The organism is Lutibacter sp., from assembly GCF_013139515.1.
Lineage (GTDB): Bacteria > Bacteroidota > Bacteroidia > Flavobacteriales > Flavobacteriaceae > Lutibacter.
In genome coordinates, this window is record NZ_WTAR01000146.1 from 1 (window position 1) to 20,242 (window position 20,242).

18 protein-coding genes are annotated in these 20,242 nt (G+C 29.7%); 7 read left to right on the plus strand and 11 right to left on the minus strand.

What is annotated here, in order from left to right:
• Nucleotides 1-237: 237 nt before the first annotated feature.
• From GQ540_RS12530 to GQ540_RS12540, 3 genes are all read left to right on the plus strand, one after another.
• On the plus strand, nt 238-438 hold the full coding sequence (locus GQ540_RS12530; protein ID WP_291801631.1) for a hypothetical protein: 201 nt from the start codon (nt 238-240) through the stop codon (nt 436-438).
• Nucleotides 439-504: 66 nt separating this feature from the next.
• Nucleotides 505-1,254, plus strand: a complete 750-nt coding sequence (locus GQ540_RS12535; protein ID WP_291801633.1) for a GLPGLI family protein — start codon at nt 505-507, stop codon at nt 1,252-1,254.
• A 9-nt stretch (nt 1,255-1,263) separates the two neighbouring features.
• On the plus strand, nt 1,264-3,936 hold the full coding sequence (locus GQ540_RS12540) for a TonB-dependent receptor (protein ID WP_291801635.1): 2,673 nt from the start codon (nt 1,264-1,266) through the stop codon (nt 3,934-3,936).
• Here the strand turns inward: GQ540_RS12540 and GQ540_RS12545 are convergent, their stop codons facing one another.
• Together GQ540_RS12545 and GQ540_RS12550 are read right to left on the minus strand one after the other, a co-directional pair.
• A complete protein-coding gene (locus GQ540_RS12545; RefSeq protein WP_291801642.1) occupies nt 3,937-5,268 on the minus strand; it encodes a DEAD/DEAH box helicase in 1,332 nt (443 codons plus the stop codon).
• Between the two features lie 79 nt (nt 5,269-5,347).
• Nucleotides 5,348-6,868: a GH3 auxin-responsive promoter family protein gene (locus GQ540_RS12550; protein WP_291801646.1), complete on the minus strand. Its 1,521-nt coding sequence runs from the start codon at nt 6,866-6,868 to the stop codon at nt 5,348-5,350.
• A 46-nt stretch (nt 6,869-6,914) separates the two neighbouring features.
• Here GQ540_RS12550 and GQ540_RS12555 point away from each other — a divergent pair, with 46 nt between their 5' ends.
• Entirely contained in the window at nt 6,915-7,712 is a 798-nt protein-coding gene (locus GQ540_RS12555; protein ID WP_291801649.1) for a DUF2797 domain-containing protein, read from the plus strand.
• On the opposite strand, the gene GQ540_RS12560 is transcribed toward GQ540_RS12555, so the two are convergent.
• Both GQ540_RS12560 and GQ540_RS12565 read right to left on the minus strand, forming a co-directional pair.
• Nucleotides 7,709-8,056 carry a hypothetical protein gene (locus GQ540_RS12560; protein WP_291801652.1) on the minus strand — a complete coding sequence of 116 codons (348 nt, stop codon included), beginning with the start codon at nt 8,054-8,056 and terminating at the stop codon, nt 7,709-7,711. The genes GQ540_RS12555 and GQ540_RS12560 overlap by 4 nt on opposite strands.
• A 1-nt stretch (nt 8,057) precedes the next feature.
• A complete protein-coding gene (locus tag GQ540_RS12565; RefSeq protein WP_291801655.1) occupies nt 8,058-8,756 on the minus strand; it encodes a queuosine precursor transporter in 699 nt (232 codons plus the stop codon).
• 71 nt (nt 8,757-8,827) lie between these two features.
• Here GQ540_RS12565 and fabD point away from each other — a divergent pair, with 71 nt between their 5' ends.
• The gene (gene fabD / locus GQ540_RS12570) at nt 8,828-9,709 is read left to right on the plus strand and encodes an ACP S-malonyltransferase (protein WP_291801658.1); all 882 of its coding nucleotides are present in this window, start codon (nt 8,828-8,830) and stop codon (nt 9,707-9,709) included.
• 118 nt (nt 9,710-9,827) lie between these two features.
• On the opposite strand, the gene galE is transcribed toward fabD, so the two are convergent.
• The 7 genes from galE to GQ540_RS12605 form a co-directional block, all read right to left on the minus strand.
• Nucleotides 9,828-10,835, minus strand: a complete 1,008-nt coding sequence (gene galE, locus GQ540_RS12575) for a UDP-glucose 4-epimerase GalE (RefSeq protein WP_291801661.1) — start codon at nt 10,833-10,835, stop codon at nt 9,828-9,830.
• A complete protein-coding gene (locus GQ540_RS12580; RefSeq protein WP_291801663.1) occupies nt 10,835-11,965 on the minus strand; it encodes a DegT/DnrJ/EryC1/StrS aminotransferase family protein in 1,131 nt (376 codons plus the stop codon). Before GQ540_RS12580 ends, galE begins: the two co-directional genes overlap by 1 nt.
• An 87-nt stretch (nt 11,966-12,052) precedes the next feature.
• Nucleotides 12,053-12,940, minus strand: coding sequence for a cysteine synthase CysM (gene cysM, locus GQ540_RS12585; RefSeq protein ID WP_291801666.1), 888 nt, complete (start codon nt 12,938-12,940; stop codon nt 12,053-12,055).
• Nucleotides 12,927-13,727 (minus strand): serine O-acetyltransferase, encoded by an 801-nt coding sequence (locus tag GQ540_RS12590; RefSeq protein WP_291801669.1) that lies wholly within the window; start codon nt 13,725-13,727, stop codon nt 12,927-12,929. The genes cysM and GQ540_RS12590 overlap by 14 nt, the downstream gene beginning before the upstream one ends.
• A gap of 30 nt (nt 13,728-13,757) precedes the next feature.
• A complete protein-coding gene (locus GQ540_RS12595; protein WP_291801671.1) occupies nt 13,758-14,492 on the minus strand; it encodes a nitroreductase family protein in 735 nt (244 codons plus the stop codon).
• A gap of 53 nt (nt 14,493-14,545) precedes the next feature.
• Entirely contained in the window at nt 14,546-15,661 is a 1,116-nt protein-coding gene (gene leuB / locus GQ540_RS12600; protein ID WP_291801674.1) for a 3-isopropylmalate dehydrogenase, read from the minus strand.
• Between the two features lie 111 nt (nt 15,662-15,772).
• Nucleotides 15,773-16,948, minus strand: a complete 1,176-nt coding sequence (locus tag GQ540_RS12605) for a 2-isopropylmalate synthase (RefSeq protein ID WP_291801677.1) — start codon at nt 16,946-16,948, stop codon at nt 15,773-15,775.
• A 151-nt stretch (nt 16,949-17,099) separates the two neighbouring features.
• Between GQ540_RS12605 and GQ540_RS12610 the strand changes: the two genes are divergently transcribed.
• The gene (locus GQ540_RS12610) at nt 17,100-18,644 is read left to right on the plus strand and encodes a hypothetical protein (protein WP_291801679.1); all 1,545 of its coding nucleotides are present in this window, start codon (nt 17,100-17,102) and stop codon (nt 18,642-18,644) included.
• 394 nt (nt 18,645-19,038) lie between these two features.
• A partial coding sequence (locus tag GQ540_RS12615; protein ID WP_291801682.1) for a dihydroxy-acid dehydratase occupies nt 19,039-20,242 on the plus strand: 1,204 nt, incomplete at its 3' end.

Below are 20,242 nucleotides of genomic sequence, written 5' to 3' on the forward strand. Positions count from 1 at the left end.
TTTTTTTTTTTTTTATATTTACAAAAAAAGTTGCAGGAGTATTTATAAAAACTCCCCATTAATTTTAGTTGTTACAACAAAGATATTTCAAAATAAATGTCTAACTAAAACATATTGCCTATGAAATAGATTACTTCTTAAACAAAGGGGAGTTTGTTGCAAAAGTAACATTCCTCACAGAAACTACAAAATTAAAGAGCAATGCGCTCTATTATAAACAAATTAAATTTTAAAATTATGAAAAAAGTTATATTAAGTATGGTATTTATGTTTGCAGTTACAACTTTTGTAAATGCAACAGTTTTAAGAGGAGGAATTAATTGTGTTCAAATGGCTATGGATGTTGGTGATTGGGCAGAAGAGGCAGGCGCTTCATATGCAGAAGCATATGAAGAGGCGAATCAAGCATATGAAGATTGTATGGCTTGGCAAGAATAATAAACATAAATATTGTTTATAAGGAGAACTTTAATTAGTTCTCCTTTTGAAAATTAATAAAAAATTATGAAAAAATATGTAATTGTTTTGGTACTTACGTATATTACTTCTAGTAATGTTTATAGTCAGTCAATTTATGGAGAAGTTCATTATAGTAAGGAATTAGTTAATAAAAGTAAATCAAAGGCAAATGAGAATATAAATTCTTATTTATCAAATAAGGATTATGAATTAAAAAACATATTTGAGGAGTTGAATTATATTTTAAGATTTAGAGATTTTGAAAGTGCTTTTTTTGTTGAAAATTTAAATTTTGAAGTTGAGGAGAATAGGTATTATAGATTAGCCTTACTTCTTGGAGGAGGAGGAGGTAGTTGGTATTTAGACCTAAAGCAAAATGTGAGGTTACGTGAAGTCGAAGCTTTTGGACAAGAGTTCATTATTAAAAACACAATTGATGACCTGAATTGGAATATGCATAATGAAACCAAAAAAATAGGAAATTATTTGTGTTATAAAGCAACTACCATATATGTGGTAAAAAATAGCAAGGGGACATTTAATCACCCAGTTGAAGCTTGGTACACTTCGGAAATACCAATAGGTTTTGGACCTATAGGTTATGGAGGTTTACCTGGTTTAATTGTGGAATTATCAGTGCAGAATATTAAATATTCAATTTCAAAAGTAGTTTTAAATCCAAAAAAACAGGTTACAATAAAAAAACCATCAAAAGGTAAAGTTGTATCAGAAGAAGAGTTTAATGCTATTGGAAAAGAAGCTATGGGGAATTTTAGAAGTAAAAATTCCAATTAAAATACATAAATGCTAAAAAAACTTGCTTTAGGTTTAGTGTTATTTTCAATGTTTGGGTTAAAAGCCCAAATTATTGTTATAAAAGGTACTGTAAAAGATAGTTTACAAAAACCTTTAACCTATGCTAATGTAATTGCAAAACCGCAGAATAGTGCAATAAATTTATCTTTTGCAATTACCGATGAACAAGGAAGATATAAATTAACATTAACAAAAAATGAAACGTATACAATTGAAGCTAGTTTTTTAGGATATACAAAACAAGGTTTTAAGATTAATAGCATAAAAAGTGCCACAAAAGATTTTATTTTAAAACAAGCATCTCAACAGTTAAATGAAGTTGTAATTATTCAACAACTTCCTGTGGAAGTAAAAGAAGACACAATTACATATAGAACAAAAGCATTTATAACAGGCAACGAACGTAAATTAAAAGCAGTGCTAAATAAATTGCCTGGTGTAGAGGTAGATAAAAATGGTTTGGTAACAGTTCAAGGAAAACAAGTGACCCACATGCTTGTGGAAGGGAAAAAGTTTTTTGGAGGCAACTCTAAACTTGCTATTGAAAATATACCAGCAGATGCTGTTGGAGAAGTTGATGTAATTGATAATTATAATGAAGTAGCCATGTTAAAGGGGGTAACCGAAACCGATGATATGGCTATGAATATTAAGCTAAAAAAAGATAAAAAGAAATTTGCTTTTGGAGATGTTGAAGTTGGAAAAGGAAATAAAAATTATTATTTAGCACATACAGGTTTGTTTTACTATAGCCCAAAAACAACAATTAACTTTATTGGAGACATAAACACATTAGGAGATCATTTTTTCACCATGAAAGATTATTTACGTTTTGAAGGTGGAATTAACAAGGTGTTGCGTACAAATGGCTCTGTTTATAATACTTCAAATAGTAATTTTAGCTCTTTTCTTAATTTTGAAGACGTCACAAAAAGCACCAATAAATTTGCTGCTTTAAATTTAAACACACCTACTTCTAAAAATACAGTTATTTCTGGGTATTTATTATTTTCTGATTCACAAACAACAGCGTTTAATGAAAGTTTAATGCAATATTTATTTGTTGATAATGCTTTTGAAGAACAATTAAATGAGAAAAGTTTTAATAATAATAAATTAGCAATTGGTAAAGTGAGTTTTGAATATAAACCTAGTTTAAAGAATGAGTTATATGTTAATACTCAGGTTAAATATAATGATGTTGGAAGTGTAAATGAAAATCAATCTATAATAAATATTAATGAAACAAATTTTATTATAAACAAAAACTCAACAGATGTATTGCTAAAACAAGATTTAGAGTGGCATAAAAAATATACATCTAAGCATACAACGTCATTTGTTTTAAATTATGAATATCAAAAGAGTACGCCCAAAAATCAATGGTTTTCAGACACTCCTTTTTTACAAGGTTTAATTCCTATACAAGAAGATGTTAATTATACGATTTCACAAAACAGAAATTGGCAGTCACATAAATTAGAATTTGGGCTCAAACATTATTGGATTTTAGGTGCTAAAAGTCAATTAAATACTACTTTAGGAAATCATTATTTTAAAGAAAATTATGAAACAAATGAAGCTCAAGAATTATCTGATGGAACTATCAATGATTTTGAAACTGCAAGTTTTGGTAATTATTTAAAATATACATTGAATGATGCTTTTATTGGAATGCATTATAAATTTAAAGTTGGAAAATTGGTAGTTGAATCAGGTGGGAATTTCCATAATTATAATTGGAGAATTAATCAAAATACCAATGTAATTAAAAATAAATTCTCTTTTCTACCTAATGTTACAGCAAAATATTCATTTTATAAATCAGAAAAAATACATTTTAATTATGCGTTAAAAAATAGATTTGGAAAAACCAATCAATTTATAAACAATTATACATTACTAAATTATAATTCGGTATATAAAGGGAATCCAAGTTTAGAATACACAAATTATCATACAGCAAGACTTTTGTATACTAAATTTCAATTGTATAAAAATATAATTTTAAGTGCTAGTATTGGATACAATAAAAAGAAAGAAACTATAAAAAATGAAATAATTGTATCAGGTACAAATAAATTTTTAACACCAATTTTATTTGAGCATCCAGAAACGAATTGGAATTTTAGAGGTGATATTTATAAACGTTATGGTAAGTTTAAAATTAGATTTACAGGGCGATTTGATATTTCTGATTACAGACAGTTAATAGATAATAGATTATCTCAAATCACAAATAAAAGTCAATATTATAAATCAAGTTTAAGTACTAATCTTGAAAAAGCTCCCAATATAAAAATTGGTTACAACTTAAAGTTAAGCGATTATCAATCTTCAACTTTAAAAAGTAATTACACTACAAAAGAGCCTTTTGTTGAGATAGAATATGATTTTTTAAGTGGGTTTATTTTTAAGGCAGATTATTATAAAAACACTTTTGAAAACAAAGCACTGGTTCAAAAAGACTCTTATGAATTTGCAAACACATCCCTATTTTATCAAAAAGAAGATAGTGCTTGGGGTTTTGAAATTAGAGCCAATAATTTACTAAACATAAACTATAAGCGTTCAAATAATATAAATGAATTTTTAATCTCAGATGTTAAAACATATGTATTGCCTCGTGTAGTATTATTTACAGTTTCATACAAATTATAATTACTTCCTTTTTTGCCCTCTAGTTTTTGGTTTTTTGTATTTTTTTGCAATTTCACGTCTATAAGAACCACCTAAATTTACTCTACTATTTTTCTCTTTTTTCTCATGAAAAGCGGCTCCGCTAGGTTCAGTAATTGTCTTTTTCTTACCTGTTTTTTCAGGCTCAACTTTAGGCATTTCTTCATCGATTTTCTGAGTAGAGATCTCAGCGTTTTCAGGTAAGTCGAACACATCAATTTCAGTATTCATTAATAATTCAATTTCGCCTAAATAATCAGCTTCATCCTCAGTAAAAAATGAAATAGCAGTTCCTTTTTGTTCAGCTCTACCTGTTCTACCAATTCTATGCATGTAATTTTCTGGCTCTTCAGGAATGTTAAAATTAATTACGTGACTCACATCTGTAAAATCTAAACCACGTGCAATAATGTCACTTGCAATTAACACATTAAAAAAACCTTTTTCAAAATTAGTTACTGCACGTAAACGGTAATTTTGGGTTTTATTAGAGTGAATTACATTTGTTTGTCCTGGAATTAAAATTTCCAACTCTTCAAATAAAATATTCGCTTGTTTTTTATTTTTTACAAATACCAATATTTTTTTAAAAGTTTCTTTATCTTTTAGTAATTGCACTAAAAAGTTAACTTTTGTGTAAAAATTTGGTACTGGATATGCTTGTTGCTCAATGGTATCTAGCGGACTTCCACTACTTGCAATTTCAATTTTAACAGGAGCTTTAAAAAACTGATCTAATAATCCAGAAACTTCTTTAGTTAGTGTTGCAGAGAATAAAACACTTTGACGTTTTTTTGGTAGTAAATCAAGTAAAGTAATTAACTGTGGTCTAAAACCAAGATTCATCATCTCATCAACTTCATCAATTACTAATTTTTGAATGTACTTTAGTTTTAAAATTCCATCTAAAGCCAAATCTAATAAACGACCAGGAGTTGCTACTAAAATATCTTGACCTTCATATACTAATTGTTTTTGTTTATTCAAATTTGTTCCGCCATACACACCTGCAAAACGTACGTTAATATAAGGGGTTAAGCTTTCAATTTCTTTAACAACTTGCACTACCAATTCTCTTGTTGGAACAATAATTAAAATACGTGGATGTTTTTGAGTAGAAAAGGTTAATTGCTTTAAAATAGGTAATAAATAAGCAAACGTTTTACCTGTTCCTGTTTGAGCAATTCCTACCATATCTTTACCGCTCATAATTTCAGGAAATGCTTTTTCTTGAATTGGCGTTGGTGTTGTAAACCCCATTTCAGTTAAGGCATCTAGCAAAAAGCGGTTTATATTTAAATCGGAAAAGGTCATTGTTTATTTTTTTGCAAATGTACTACTTAAATAGTTAATAAATAATACAGTTATATGTTGAAGAGAGAAAGTTTAAATTTTACGAAACCAACTCTAATTCCAATAAATTTTCTAAATATTTTCTAGAGTTTGATAACCTAGGCACTTTGTGTTGTCCACCTAATTTCCCGTTTTGTTTTAACCAATTGTAAAACAATTCTTCTTTTGCAATATTTATTTTAGGCATTGCAAGTGTTAAATTATTATAACGTTTGGCTTCATAATCAGAATTAATAGATTTTAGAGCATTATCTAATATTTCTGTAAAATAATTTATGTTTGCTGGCTGTTTTCTAAATTCAATTAACCATTCATGTCCACCACTATTATTTCCATTCATAAAAATAGGAGCAACGGTATATTCAGAAACTTCACTGCCAGTTTTTAAACAAGCTTGTTTAAGCGCATTCTCGGTATTTTCAATAATCAATTCTTCACCAAAAACATTGATAAAATGTTTAGTTCTACCAGTAATTCTAATTCTGTGTGGTTTTAATGAAGTAAATTTAATAGTATCGCCAATTAAATAACGCCATAAACCACCATTTGTAGTAATTACTAAGGCATAATTTGTATTTAATTTTACTTCGGAAAGTGGTATAGCTTCAGAGTTTTCACCTTCAAATTTATCCATTGGAATAAATTCATAAAAAATGCCATAATCAAGCATTAATAGCATATCTAGTGAATTGTTTTCATCTTGAATGGCAAAAAAACCTTCTGAAGCATTATATGTTTCGTAGTATTTAAAATTTTTCTTCGGTATAATTTTTTTGAATTGTTCTCTATACGGATTGAAGTTTACACCGCCATGAAAATAAACTTCTAAATTTGGCCAAACTTCTAAAATATTACTTTTCCCTGTTTTTTCTAAAATTTTATTTAACAATACCAACATCCAAGATGGAACGCCAACCAAGCTTGTAATATCTTCGTGAATTGTTTCTTCAATAATAGCTTCAAGCTTGGTTTCCCATTCACCCATTAATGCAATTTCTTGTTTTGGAGCACTACTAAAATCGGCCCAAAAAGGCATATTTTCAATAATAATGGCTGATAAATCTCCAAAATAAGTGTTGTTATCTTCATAAACGGCACTACTTCCTCCTAAACGCAATCCTTTTCCAACAAATAGTTGAGCATCAGGATTGTTATTAAAAAATAAGCAAAGCATATCTTTTCCAGCTTTAAAATGGCAATCTTCTAAAGCCTCATCACTAACAGGTATAAATTTACTTTTTGAATTTGTTGTTCCACTAGATTTTGCAAACCATTTAATGGGTGTTGGCCAAAATAAATTTTGTTCACCTTTTCGGGTTCGTTCAATTAAAGGTTCAATAGATTCGTATTGTTGAATGGGAACTTTTTTGGTAAATTCTTTATAAGATTTGATAGCTGAAAAATTATACATATTTCCAACCTCAGTATGTTTTGCTTTGTCTAATAATTTAAAGAGCAATTCATTTTGAACATCAATAGGGTATTTTAAAAAAAGCTCTATCTGATGCTTCCTTTTTTTTAAAAACCATGAAATTATTGAATTAACTATTGTAAATGGCATGTTTTATTAAGTATCTTTAGCGTGTTAAATTTACTAAAAACTTTTTATGCAATACCAAACTGTATTAAAAAAAATGATGACTGAGCTAAATGAGGTCGTTCACTACTATTTAGATGTTGAAAATGATGTTTTAAATATGAACCAATTGTTAGATAAAAACTTAGAAATTAGTTTTGAAGGTTACCAATGTTTATGTTGCGGAAAAGAAAAGAAAATTTTTAGACAAGGGTTTTGTTACGATTGCTTTTACAAAAGTGCAGCTGTTGGTGATTGGATTATGAAGCCAGAGTTGAGTAAAGCGCATTTAGGAATTGAAGATCGTGATTTAGAGTACGAAAAGCAAGTACAGTTAAAACCTCACGTGGTTTATTTAGCGTTGTCAAGCAATGTGAAAGTTGGTGTAACACGTAAAACTCAAGTCCCAACACGTTGGATTGATCAAGGAGCAACTAAAGCTATTGAAATTGTTGAGGTGCCAAATAGATATTTAGCCGGAATAACTGAAGTTGCTTTAAAAAATTATGTTGCCGATAAAACCAATTGGCAAAAAATGTTGAAAAACGAAGTTTTAGATGCCGATTTAATTGCTGAAAGAGAACAATTAAAAAAATATATTCCTGAAGAAGCACAGCCTTATTTTTTAGCTAATAATGGAAAAGTTACTAAAATTGAGTACCCAGTAATTGAATTTCCTAAGAAAATTAAAACATTAAATTTAGTAAAAACACCACTTTTTTCTGGAAAATTAAAAGGTGTAAAAGGACAGTATTTATTGTTTGAAGATAATACCGTTTTTAATGTAAGAAATAATGAAGGTTATAAAGTAATAATTAATGTAACTTAATTTCTTCTGTCTTCCCATATTAAAGTTTTTACTATATCACTAGTAAATATAGGACAATTACCATCACCAGTACCAATTATTCCACCATCTGGTGCGCAAATTAATTCGCATTGTTCATTGTATAAATAATTGTATTGGTCGCAACAATTAGATGTTATATAGTAATAAATAGTTTCATCAGTTTCCCATTTCCAAACCTGAGTAGGTGGGTTACTTATTTCATTATTAATAATATTTTCAATTTTATTTTTAATGCAAGTTGGTGCATCAATGTTTAAATTAGCTTTTTCGCAACTTAATAATGTGAAAACTATTATAATTAGAAGTGTTAAATTCTTTTTCATATTAATGTAAATATTCATGACTAATTTCTTCTCCAACTTTTAAATTAAAACGAGTTCTAAATAAATAAACAATAAAATATAAAATTGGCGTATCTAACATCGCAATTATTATTTTAAATAAAAAGCCGCTTAGTAAAAGTGTTTTAAATAAACTCCAAGGTAATACACCAAAACTGCATAACAATGTTACAACAGTGAAAGTATCAATAAATTGCGATGAAAAGGTTGAAAAATTATTTCGAAGCCATAAATGCTTTCCTTTTGTTTTTCTCTTCCAAAAATGAAAAATTTTAATATCAATAAATTGTGCGAATAAATACGCAAGCATTGAAGCTAAAACAGCAATTGGCGACAAACCAAAAACTTTAGAAAATAATTCATTAGTAACAGGTGAATTATCAATTGCAGGTGTGTAATTAGCAATAAGTATAATTGCCATGGAGAAAAATGAAGCAAAAATGCCAGCTAGCACCACTTGATTTGCTTTTTTTCTTCCATATATCTCTGAAATAATATCGGTAATTAAAAAAGTAATTGGATAAGGTAAAATGCCTACGGATAATTCAAATTTAAACCACCCAAAAGGATTCCAATAAAAGAATTTTTGAAAAATTAAATTTGAAGCAACCAATGCTGCAATAAACATAGAAGCTAAAATTAAGTAAATTGTAAAAGCTTCAGATTTTAGTTTTTGATTCATAAAGGTTAGATTGTAACGAATATAACAAATTATTCTTATTTTTGCTTTTCAAATTTAAAGCAACATAAACAATGAAAGCATATATTTTTCCTGGTCAAGGAGCACAATTTACAGGAATGGGTTTAGATTTATACGAAAACTCGTCATTAGCAAAACAACTTTTTGAGCAAGCTAATGAAATTTTAGGGTTCTCAATAACGAATATCATGTTTGAAGGAACAGCAGATGAATTAAAACAAACGAAAGTTACTCAACCAGCTATATTTTTACATTCAGTAATCTTAGCAAAAACATTGGGAGAAGCTTTTAAACCAGAAATGGTAGCAGGTCATTCTTTAGGTGAATTATCTGCCTTAGTTGCAAACGGTGTTTTAACTTTTGAAGATGGATTGAAATTAGTTTCACAAAGAGCTTTAGCCATGCAAAAAGCTTGTGAAGCTCAAGAATCTACAATGGCCGCTGTTTTAGGCTTAGATGATGTAGTAGTTGAAGAAACTTGCGCAAGTATTGATGGTGTTGTAGTTGCTGCAAATTATAATTGTCCGGGACAATTGGTAATTTCAGGAGAAATTTCAGCCATTGATAAAGCGTGTGAATTGTTAACTGAAAAAGGAGCAAGGCGTGCTTTAAAATTACCTGTTGGTGGTGCTTTTCACTCTCCATTAATGGAACCGGCAAGAGAAGAATTGGCTGCAGCAATTAATAATACAACTTTTAGAGAACCTACATGTCCGGTTTATCAAAATGTGGTTGCTAAAGCAGTCACAAATTCTGATGAGATTAAAGAAAATTTAATAGCACAATTAACGGCTCCTGTTCGTTGGACACAATGTATTCAAGCAATGATTGCTGATGGTGGAACTGAATTTATTGAAGTTGGCCCTGGAAAAGTTTTACAAGGCTTAATGCGTAAAATAGACAGAAGTGTTACCGCAAGTGGAGCGACTGTTTAATTTGTTTTTTAGCATTTCTATAAAAAAAATATCATTTTGAGCGAAAGTATAGAACCTAAGATTTTTCTACTACGCTCAAAATGATATTTTATTTTAAATTATTTTTAACTGAAAACTATTAAAGTGTTTCTTGCCATTTCCATGCAGAAAGCAAGGCTTCATCTAACGTGCATTCAGCTTTCCAACCTAATTCCGTATTCGCAATAGTTGTATCTGCATAGGCAGCAGTAATATCACCTTCTCTACGCTCAACTAATTTGTAATTTAGTTTTTTACCTGTTACTTTTTCAAAAGATTGAATAACTTCTAATACTGAGTTTCCTTTTCCAGTTCCAATATTAAACACTTCAAAAGAAGTTTTATTTTTGTAGTTAAGTAATCTACTTAATGCTATAATATGCGCTTTTGCTAAATCAACTACGTGAATATAATCTCTTACGGCAGTTCCATCAATAGTAGGATAATCACTACCAAAAATCGATAATTCTTTACGAATTCCAGCAGCAGTTTGTGTTACAAATGGAATTAAATTTTGAGGAACCCCAATTGGAAGTTCTCCAATTTTAGCAGATTCATGTGCGCCAATTGGATTGAAATAACGCAACGCAATTGCATTAATTTTTGAAATTTTTGTAGTATCTTTTATTATTTCTTCTCCAATTTTTTTGGTATTTCCATAAGGAGATTCTGCAGGTTTTACAGGTGCGTTTTCTGTAATTGGAAGTTCATCAGCCTGACCATAAACGGTACATGAAGAACTGAAAATAAAATTACTCACCTTGTTAGCTTTCATTTCTTGCAGTAAATAAACTAGCGTACCAATATTATTTTCATAATACTCTAATGGTTTTTCAACACTTTCACCCACAGCTTTTGAAGCGGCGAAATGAATAACACCATCAACATTATTTTCTTTAAAAAATTGTTGAACAGCCACTTTATCTTTTAAATCAATATTAAAGTAACTAGGTTTTTTGTTTGTTATTGAAGTAATTTTATCGAGTACTTCAATAGTTGAATTTGATAAATTATCAATTATTAGAACTTCAAAACCTTCGTTTTGAAGTTCTACAACTGTATGTGAACCTATAAACCCTAAACCGCCAGTTACTAAAATTTTCTTCATTAGTTATTTATAAAAAATAAAATTGTTGAAGTAATAAATTCTAATTGTTCGGTATCCAATTCAGTGTGCATAGGTAAGGACAAAACGGTATTTATTAGTTCGTTTGTAACTTTAAAATCTTCTTCTTTATAGCGTGTATCTGTATATGCTTTTTGGCTATGTAAAGGAACTGGATAGTAAATTGCGTTTGGAATTCCACTATCTAATAAATGTTGATGCAAAGCATTTCTATCTACATTTTTCACTTGAATTGTATATTGATGAAAAACGTGAGTTGTAAAAGAACTTGTAATAGGTGTTGTTATGTTTTTATTACTTGCAAAAGCTTCTGAATAGTATGACGCTGCTTTTCTTCTTGCATCACAATAAGCATCTAATTGAGGTAATTTAAGATTTAAAATAGCTGCTTGAATGCTATCTAAACGTGAATTTACACCAACAACATCGTGATAATAACGTTTGTACATTCCGTGGTTTACCATACCTCTTAATGTATGCGCTAATTCATCATCGTTTGTAAAAATAGCACCACCATCACCATAACAGCCTAAATTTTTTGAAGGGAAAAAGGATGTTGTACCTACATTTCCAATGGTTCCAGCTTTTTTCTTTGAGCCATCTTTAAAAGTATAATCGGCACCAATTGCTTGTGCTGTATCTTCAATAATAAATAAGTTATGCGCTTTAGCAACTTCTAAAACGGCTTCCATATTTGCACATTGTCCAAATAAATGAACAGGTACTATTGCTTTCGTTTTTGGAGTAATAGCTTTTTTTAACGCTTCAATGTTCATGTTAAAAGTATCTTTTTCAACATCAACTAAAACGGGTGTTAATTGTAATAAAGCAATAACTTCAACTGTTGCAGCAAAAGTAAAATCGGCTGTAATAACTTCATCACCAGGTTTTAAACCCAACCCCATCATGGCAATTTGAAGTGCGTCTGTTCCGTTTGCACACGGAATTACATGTTTAACACCTAAATAATTTTCTAATTCTTTTTGGAAATTATGAACTTCAGGGCCATTAATATATGCGCCGGATTTTACAACTTCTAATATTTTTGAATCAACTTGTTCTTGAATTTTATCGTATTGACCAAGTAGGTCAACCATTTGTATTTTTTTCATGCGATGTAATTAAATAATAATAACACACAAAAATACAATAAAAGCCATAGTTAAACAATGTAAAATATGGTTAACTGCGATATCGTTTTATTCAAATAAATTAGAGGATAAATAACGGTCGCCTCTATCAGGAATAATAGCTACAATAGTACCTTCTTGAATGGTGTTTGCAAGTTTTAAGGCTGCAACTACAGCTCCTCCACCACTCATTCCCGAAAAAACACCTTCTTCTTTTGCAAGTTTTTTAGTCATTTCACGAGCTTCCTTTTCGTTTACCTCAATAATTGTATCTACTTTTTTAGGGTTAAATATTTTAGGAAGAAATTCTTTAGACCATTTTCTAATTCCAGGAATTCTCGAATTATCTGTAGGTTGTGCTCCAATAATTTGAATAGAAGTATTTTTTTCTTTTAAAAAAGTTGAAGTTCCCATGATAGTTCCAGTAGTTCCCATTGCAGAAACAAAATGAGTTATTTCACCATTTGTATCTCGCCAAATTTCAGGGCCAGTAGTTTTATAATGTGCTTTCCAATTGTCATCATTTGCAAATTGGTTTAACATAAAATATCCTTTTTCCATTACCTGTTTTTCAGCATATTCTCTAGCACCTTCAATACCATTTTTGGCTGAGGTTAATGTAACTTTTGCACCATAAGCTTGCATAGTTTGAATACGTTCTTTAGTTGAATTTTCAGGCATTACTAATTCTATATGCAACCCAAATTGTTTAGCAATCATTGCTAAAGCAATACCTGTGTTTCCACTTGTAGCTTCAATTAAATAGTCTCCTTTTTTAATTTCATTTCTTTCAAGAGCTGAAGAAATCATATTAAATGCGGGTCTGTCTTTTACGCTTCCCGCTAAATTATTTCCTTCTAATTTAAGGTGTAAAGTAACATTTTCTTTTACCAATAATCTTTGAACTTTTACTAATGGTGTATTTCCTAAAAAATCAAATAAATTATTGTTGTTCATGAGTGCGATTTTGTTTTAGTTTGGTTTCAGGCTTGTGATAAACTAAAGAGTTTTTTGGTACAGATTCCGTAATCCAAACATTACCACCAATAATACTGTTTTCACCAATAATTGTTTCACCACCAAGTATAGTTGCATTTGCGTAAATAGTTACATTATCTTCAACAGTTGGGTGTCTTTTTATGTTTTTCATTTCTTTAGAAACTTGCAACGCTCCTAATGTAACTCCTTGATATATTTTCACGTGGTTTTTAATGATACAAGTTTCTCCAATAACAGTTCCCGTTGCGTGATCTATAAAAAATGATTTTCCAATAGTTGCACCCGGATGTATATCTGTTCCTGTTTTACTGTGAGCATATTCACTCATTAATCTTGGAATTAAAGGTGTATTTAATTGAAGTAATTCGTGGCTAAAGCGATAAATTGCAATGGCGTAAAAACCAGGATATGCTAAATAAACTTCCTCAATTGTGTTAGAAGCAGGATCATTATTTACCAACTCTTGAGCATCTAAATTTAAATTTTCTAAAATTATTGGAAGCTTCATTAAAAAACTATTCCATATAGTTTCACAAGAGCCATCTTTTAGTAAACAGGCTAGTTTATAAATTTCTTTAAAGTCTTGCTCTAATTGTTCAATATTACTTGCTACGCAAGCTTCAGCATCAAATAATGTGTAAAATAAATTATTTGTAAATTTTTGAGTTTTATGTTTTAAACTAAAATTTAAATTGGGCCTATTTTTGTTGGCTATTATTTTATGAATGATATCTTTTTTTGTCATATTAGTTTTGACGGTTTATTTTGAAACTAATTACCAATGTTTGTAAATACTTTCAAAAGGAATTCTAAAACGTTCGCCGTAAACACCTTCAGGCTTACGAATTCCGCAAGAGATTACCATATTTACTTGGCTTTTAGTTGGTAATTGCAGTGCTTTTTTAACTCTAAGAGAATCAAATCCTTCCATTGGACAGGTATCATAATTTTCAGCTGCCATACTTAGCATAAAAGTTTGAGCAGCTAAACCTGCGCTTTTGTGTGCTACAACTCTCATATCAGATTTTCTGAGCTGACGATATGTTGGTCTAAATATTCCTGTTAACCAAGAAATAGCATATTTTATGTAGCCATAAATACCAAAAAAATCTCCGTAAGCAAAAGGCATAATTTTTTTGTAATAATTTAAGGCGAATTTTTCTCGTTTAGAGTATTCGTTTGATGGTTTTACACTAAATAATTTTGTTAAATAATTAATGTGTGTTTTTGTACGTTGTTTCCATAAATCTTTGCGTACTACAACTACAACCATTTCTGTTGCAGTAGTTGCTGTGCTTTGACCCAAACAGGCTTCAGCCAAGTTTTTCAAAATTTCTTTTGAAGTAATATGATGAAATTCCCATAATTGCATATTGCTACTATTTGGAGCTAATGTTGCTTGTTGAATACATTTTTTTACAATTGCTGAATCAATTTTTTTATTAGCATCGTACACTCTAACCGAGCGGCGATAATTAATAGCATTTATAAGGCTAGTAGTATTTTTCATAGTTGTAAAACTAAACAAAAACTTTTTATTTGAAATTTGAAAAATTTCAACAGTTAGATAATGGTTGATTGACCTAAATCTATATTGTTTTTATTGTAAAATGTATTTTCTTCATCTAAAATAAAATCTCTTAAAAAATTTCCAACACTTGTTGTTGAAAAATGGTTGGTAGTATTTAAATCTGGAGTTGAAATATTTAAATCAACTGATTTTTCAACGGCAGCTCTAATATCTTCTGCTTCCTCATACAAATCAAAATGTTCTAATAACATTGCTGCAGATAAAACCGCAGCCAACGGATTGGCAATATTTTTTCCTTTAGCTTGCGGATAAGAACCGTGTATTGGCTCAAATAAAGCTGCATGTTTACCAATAGAAGCTGATGCTAACAAACCAATTGAGCCAGAAATTACGCTAGCTTCATCAGAAAGAATGTCTCCAAACATGTTTTCAGTTAAAATAACATCAAACTGCTTTGGGTTTAGAATTAGTTGCATTGCAGCATTGTCTACAAATAAAAATTCTAATTGTATGGTTGGGTATTCTTTGGCTACTTCTAAGACTCTTTTTCTCCAAAGGCGAGAAGTTTCTAAAACATTGGCTTTATCAACTAATGTTAATTTTTTTCTTCTTACTTGAGCAGCTTTAAAAGCCAAATGTGCAATTCTATCAATTTCTTCTGAAGTATAAGTACAACTATCAGATGCTGAATTACCATCATCGCTTAAGTTTTTATCACCAAAATAAATTCCGCCAGTAAGTTCACGGTAAATCACAAAATCGGTTCCTTTAATAACGTCTTCTTTTAAATTTGATTTATGTACTAAAGAATTATAAGTTGTTAACGGGCGAATATTAGCAAAAAGTCCTAATTCTTTTCGAAGCTTCAATAAACCTTGCTCCGGGCGAACTGTTGCATTTGGGTTGTTGTCGTATTTTGGGTCTCCAATGGCACCAAATAAAATAGCATCTGCATCTGAACAAATTTTGAGTGTTTCATCAGGAAGCGGGTTTCCAGTTTCATCAATTGCAATTGAACCAACTGAAGCTGTTACATACTCAAAAGTATGTTTATATTTATCAGAAATAGCATTTAATGCTTTTACTGCTTGTTGGGTTACTTCTGGGCCAATTCCATCGCCAGGAAGTAAAGCGATTTTTAATTTCATGTGTTTGATTTATAGTTGTTTAAGATCACATGGAAATTTCCATAATATCACCGTTAAATTAATAATTTTTTTTAAACGGTGTTATTATTTTATTGTTTTTTTCGCTTCAATTTAAAAATTAACAGCAGCTTTGTGTACATGGTTTAATTCCATTAAATGGTGAAGATCTTCATCATTTACTTGTTTATGAAAATCTGCAAATTTTAAAAACTGAGGGTATAAATCATCCAATTCAATTTTAGTTAAATCGTATCCAACATTTTTAGCTCGGTACGCTAAAGCGGCTCTACCACTTCTTGCTGTTAAAACTATTGAAGATTCTGTGACACCAACATCAGAAGGGTTTATTATTTCGTAAGTTTCACGGTTTTTAATAACTCCATCTTGGTGAATTCCTGAGCTATGTGCAAAGGCATTTTCTCCAATTATTGCTTTATTTGGCTGAACTTTCATACCCATACTTTCTTGCACTAACTGGCTAGTACTGTATAACATTTGGGTGTTAATACTTGTATCTAAGTTTAAGTTAGGGTGTTGTTTTAAAATCATCACAACTTCTTCTAAGGCAGTATTTCCAGCACGTTCTCCAATTCCGTTTATAGTACATTCTATTTGTCGTGCACCATTTTGTACACCTGCAATTGCATTGGCAGTTGCTAAACCTAAATCGTTATGGCAATGGCAAGAAATTGTCACATCATCAATACCTTTTACGTTTTCTTTTAAGTATTTTATTTTAGCGCCATATTCATCAGGTAAACAATATCCGGTAGTATCAGGAATGTTTAAAACTGTTGCACCTGCTTTTATAACTTGTTCTAAAACTTTGGCTAAATATTCATTGTTAGTTCTACCAGCATCTTCAGCATAAAACTCTACATCTTCAACAAATGATTTTGCATAAGTTACTGCATCAACTGCACGTTCAATTATTTTTTCTGGTGTTGAATTAAATTTATGAATTATATGAGAGTCTGAAGTTCCAATTCCTGTATGAATTCTTGGTCTTTTTGCATATTTTAACGCAGCTGCAGCAACTTCAATATCTTTTTTATTTGCACGTGTTAGTCCACAAACTGTAGCAGTTTTAACTAGTTTCGAAATTTTTTCTACTGAAGTAAAATCACCTGGACTTGAAACAGGAAAACCAGCTTCAATTACATCAACACCTAAAATATCTAAACGTTCTGCAATGATTAATTTTTGTTCTGTATTTAACTTGCAACCAGGCACTTGTTCACCATCTCTTAAGGTTGTATCGAAAATTTGGACTTTATTATTACTCATTTCTGATTTTTTTTTATCACATTTGAAGTATCAAAAATAATGGTAACCATTTTTTATATATCGGTGTTAAATGAATTGTTTACTATATTCAAATGACTATTATTTTTTGTAATTAACTGAACTACAATTAGATAAAAATAAATTAGTTACAATGGCTATTGAGCAAAAAGATGTACTTTTTACATTAGTGAAGTCGCTTTCTAAATCTGAAAAACGTCAATTTAAATTATATGTTGGAAGATTAGGAGGGAATACTGAGGCTAATTTTATTTCTTTATTTAATTTGTTAGATAAAGTTACGGCATTTGATGATGACTTAATTTTGAAGAAAACTAATATAAAAAAGCAGCAAATATCGAATACAAAAGCACATTTATACAAGCAAATATTGGTAAGCTTACGTTTGAATCCTGTACATCAAAATGTAAGGTCTCAAATTAGAGAGCAATTTGATTTTGCTGCAATTTTATATAGTAAAGGCTTGTACAAACAAAGTTTAAAAATTTTAGATAAAGCCAAAGAATTGTCATTGATAAATGGCGAGAATAACTTAGCATATGAAATTGTTGAATTTGAAAAAGTTATTGAATCTCAGTATATTACAAGGAGTTTAAGTAATAGAGCTGGTGCACTTTCTGCACAAGCTAAAGAGTTGAGTTTAAAAAACTCGAGAACAAGTAAATTGTCAAATTTGTCACTTCAATTGTATAGTTTGCTATTAAAAGAAGGGTATGTTAAAAATGATGAAGATTCGCAAAAGGTACACGCTTATTTTGAAAAAAGGCTACCAAAATATCAATTGTCTGAATTAGGGTTTAGAGAAAAACTTTTTTTATACAAAGCCTATTTATGGCATAGTTTAATTTTACAAGATTTTGTTTTAAGTTTTAAATACGCTCAAAAATGGGTTGATTTGTTTGAGGAAAATCCAGAAATGAAAAAGCAAAATCCAGTTTTTTTCTTAAAAGGTGTAAATTATTTATTGGAATCGTTGTATTTAATAAAACACAAAACGAAGTTTAATAAAGTACTTGAAAATTTAAATTCTGACATTCAAAACGAAAATATCTCCTTAAATGATAATACAAAAACACTGACCTTTTTATATTATTCACAAAATAAATTAAACCTATATTTTTTAGAAGGAAGGTTTCATAAAGGTATTCGTTTTATTACAAAATTGTTAGAAGAAATTAAAAGTTACGAAACCAAAATTGACGCGCATCATATTATGGTTTTTTATTATAAAATAGCGTGCATGTATTTTGGTGCAGGTAAAAACGAAGAATGTATTTTCTACTTAGAAAAAATTATAAATAATAAAGATTTAAAAATGCGAGAAGATTTATTATGTTTTTCACGTGTTTTAAATTTGGTTGCTCATTATGATGCAGGTTTAGATTTTGATATAGATAAGTTAATAATTTCAACGTATAAATTTTTAATAAAAATGAATGATCTACACGAAGTACAGCGTAAAATGATTTCTTTTCTTAAAAGTTTAAGTGTAATTTACCCTCAAGACCTTCGCAAAGCATTTGTGAAATTACATGAAGAATTAAGTGAATTTGAAAATCATCCTTACGAAAAACGTTCATTTTTATACTTAGATATTTTATCTTGGCTAGAGAGTAAAATTCAAAATGTACCAGTTGAGATAATTATTAAGCAAAAGGCTCAAAAATTGATGAAATAAAACTAAAATAGTTGTTTAATGAATAATTAATAGCATATTTGTTCAAGTTTAAAATATGAAAAAACTAAGTGTAAATATTATTTCAATAAATGTCTTTGTGATTATTTCGCAAATAGATTAGGAATATTATTATAGTTTATAAAATTATTAAAACCTTCCTGATAAATTTCAGGAAGGTTTTTTTATTGCATAATCATTGTAAAAAAAAACAATGTAACTGTCAGTAAAACAGTTGTGTATGTTAAATTATAGCATAGTGAATATTGTAAAAATTAAAAACAAAAAGAGGATAAAACAAATGTCTAAATTAAATTTGTTTTTTATTGAAAAATGAATAATAAAAAGAAAGTTGTTTTAAGAATAATTTAAAAGAATTAAAAAAGCACTAAAATAAATGCAACTAAATAAATATAGTAAAAGAGTCACGCAAGATCCAACGCAACCTGCAGCACAGGCAATGCTATACGGAGTAGGGCTTTCAGACGATGATATGAAAAAACCTCAAGTGGGTATTGTAAGCACAGGTTTCGATGGAAACCCCTGTAATATGCACTTAAATAATTTAGCCTCTCAAATTAAAGAGGAGGTTAATAAACAAAGTCAGGTTGGATTAATTTTTAACACTATTGGTGTAAGTGATGGTATTTCTATGGGAACTTCAGGAATGAATTATTCTTTACCTTCTCGTGATATTATTGCCGATTCTATTGAAGTGGTTATGAATGCACAAAGTTATGATGGACTTGTAGCGGTTGTTGGATGCGACAAAAATATGCCAGGGTCAATTATTGCAATGTTACGTTTAAATAGACCAGCACTTATGGTATATGGCGGAACTATTGCTTCTGGACGTTATAAAGGTCAAAAATTGAATATTGTTTCAGCGTTTGAGGCACTTGGGCAAAAAATTGCAGGAGATATTTCAGAAGAAGAATACAAAGAAATTATAAAAAATGCTATTCCAGGAGCGGGAGCTTGTGGAGGTATGTATACTGCCAATACAATGGCTTCATCTATTGAAGCTTTAGGATTTGCTTTACCATACAATTCATCTATTCCTGCTGAAAATCCTCATAAAGAGAATGAAAGTGAACGAATTGCTTCAGCAATTAAAAATTTATTAGAGAAAGATATAAAGCCTCTAGATATTATCACAAAAAAATCGTTAGAAAATGCGGTGGCTTTAGTGAACGCTTTGGGAGGTTCAACAAATGCAGTGTTGCATTATTTAGCAATTGCGCACGCTGCTGAAATTGATTTTACTTTAGAAGATTTTCAACGAGTTAGCGATAGAACTCCGTTAATTGCAGATTTAAAACCAAGTGGAGAATACTTAATGGAAGATGTTCATGGAGTTGGCGGAACACCAGCAGTTATGAAATACTTATTAGATAAAGGTTATTTACATGGTGACTGTATGACGGTTACAGGTAAAACTTTAGCTGAAAATTTAGCAAATGTAAAAGCATTGACTTTTGAAGATGATCAACAAGTTATTTATCCAACAGAGAATGCACTAAAATCTTCAGGGAACTTACAAATTTTGTTTGGTAACCTTGCCTTAGAAGGTTCAGTTGCTAAAATTAGTGGTAAAGAAG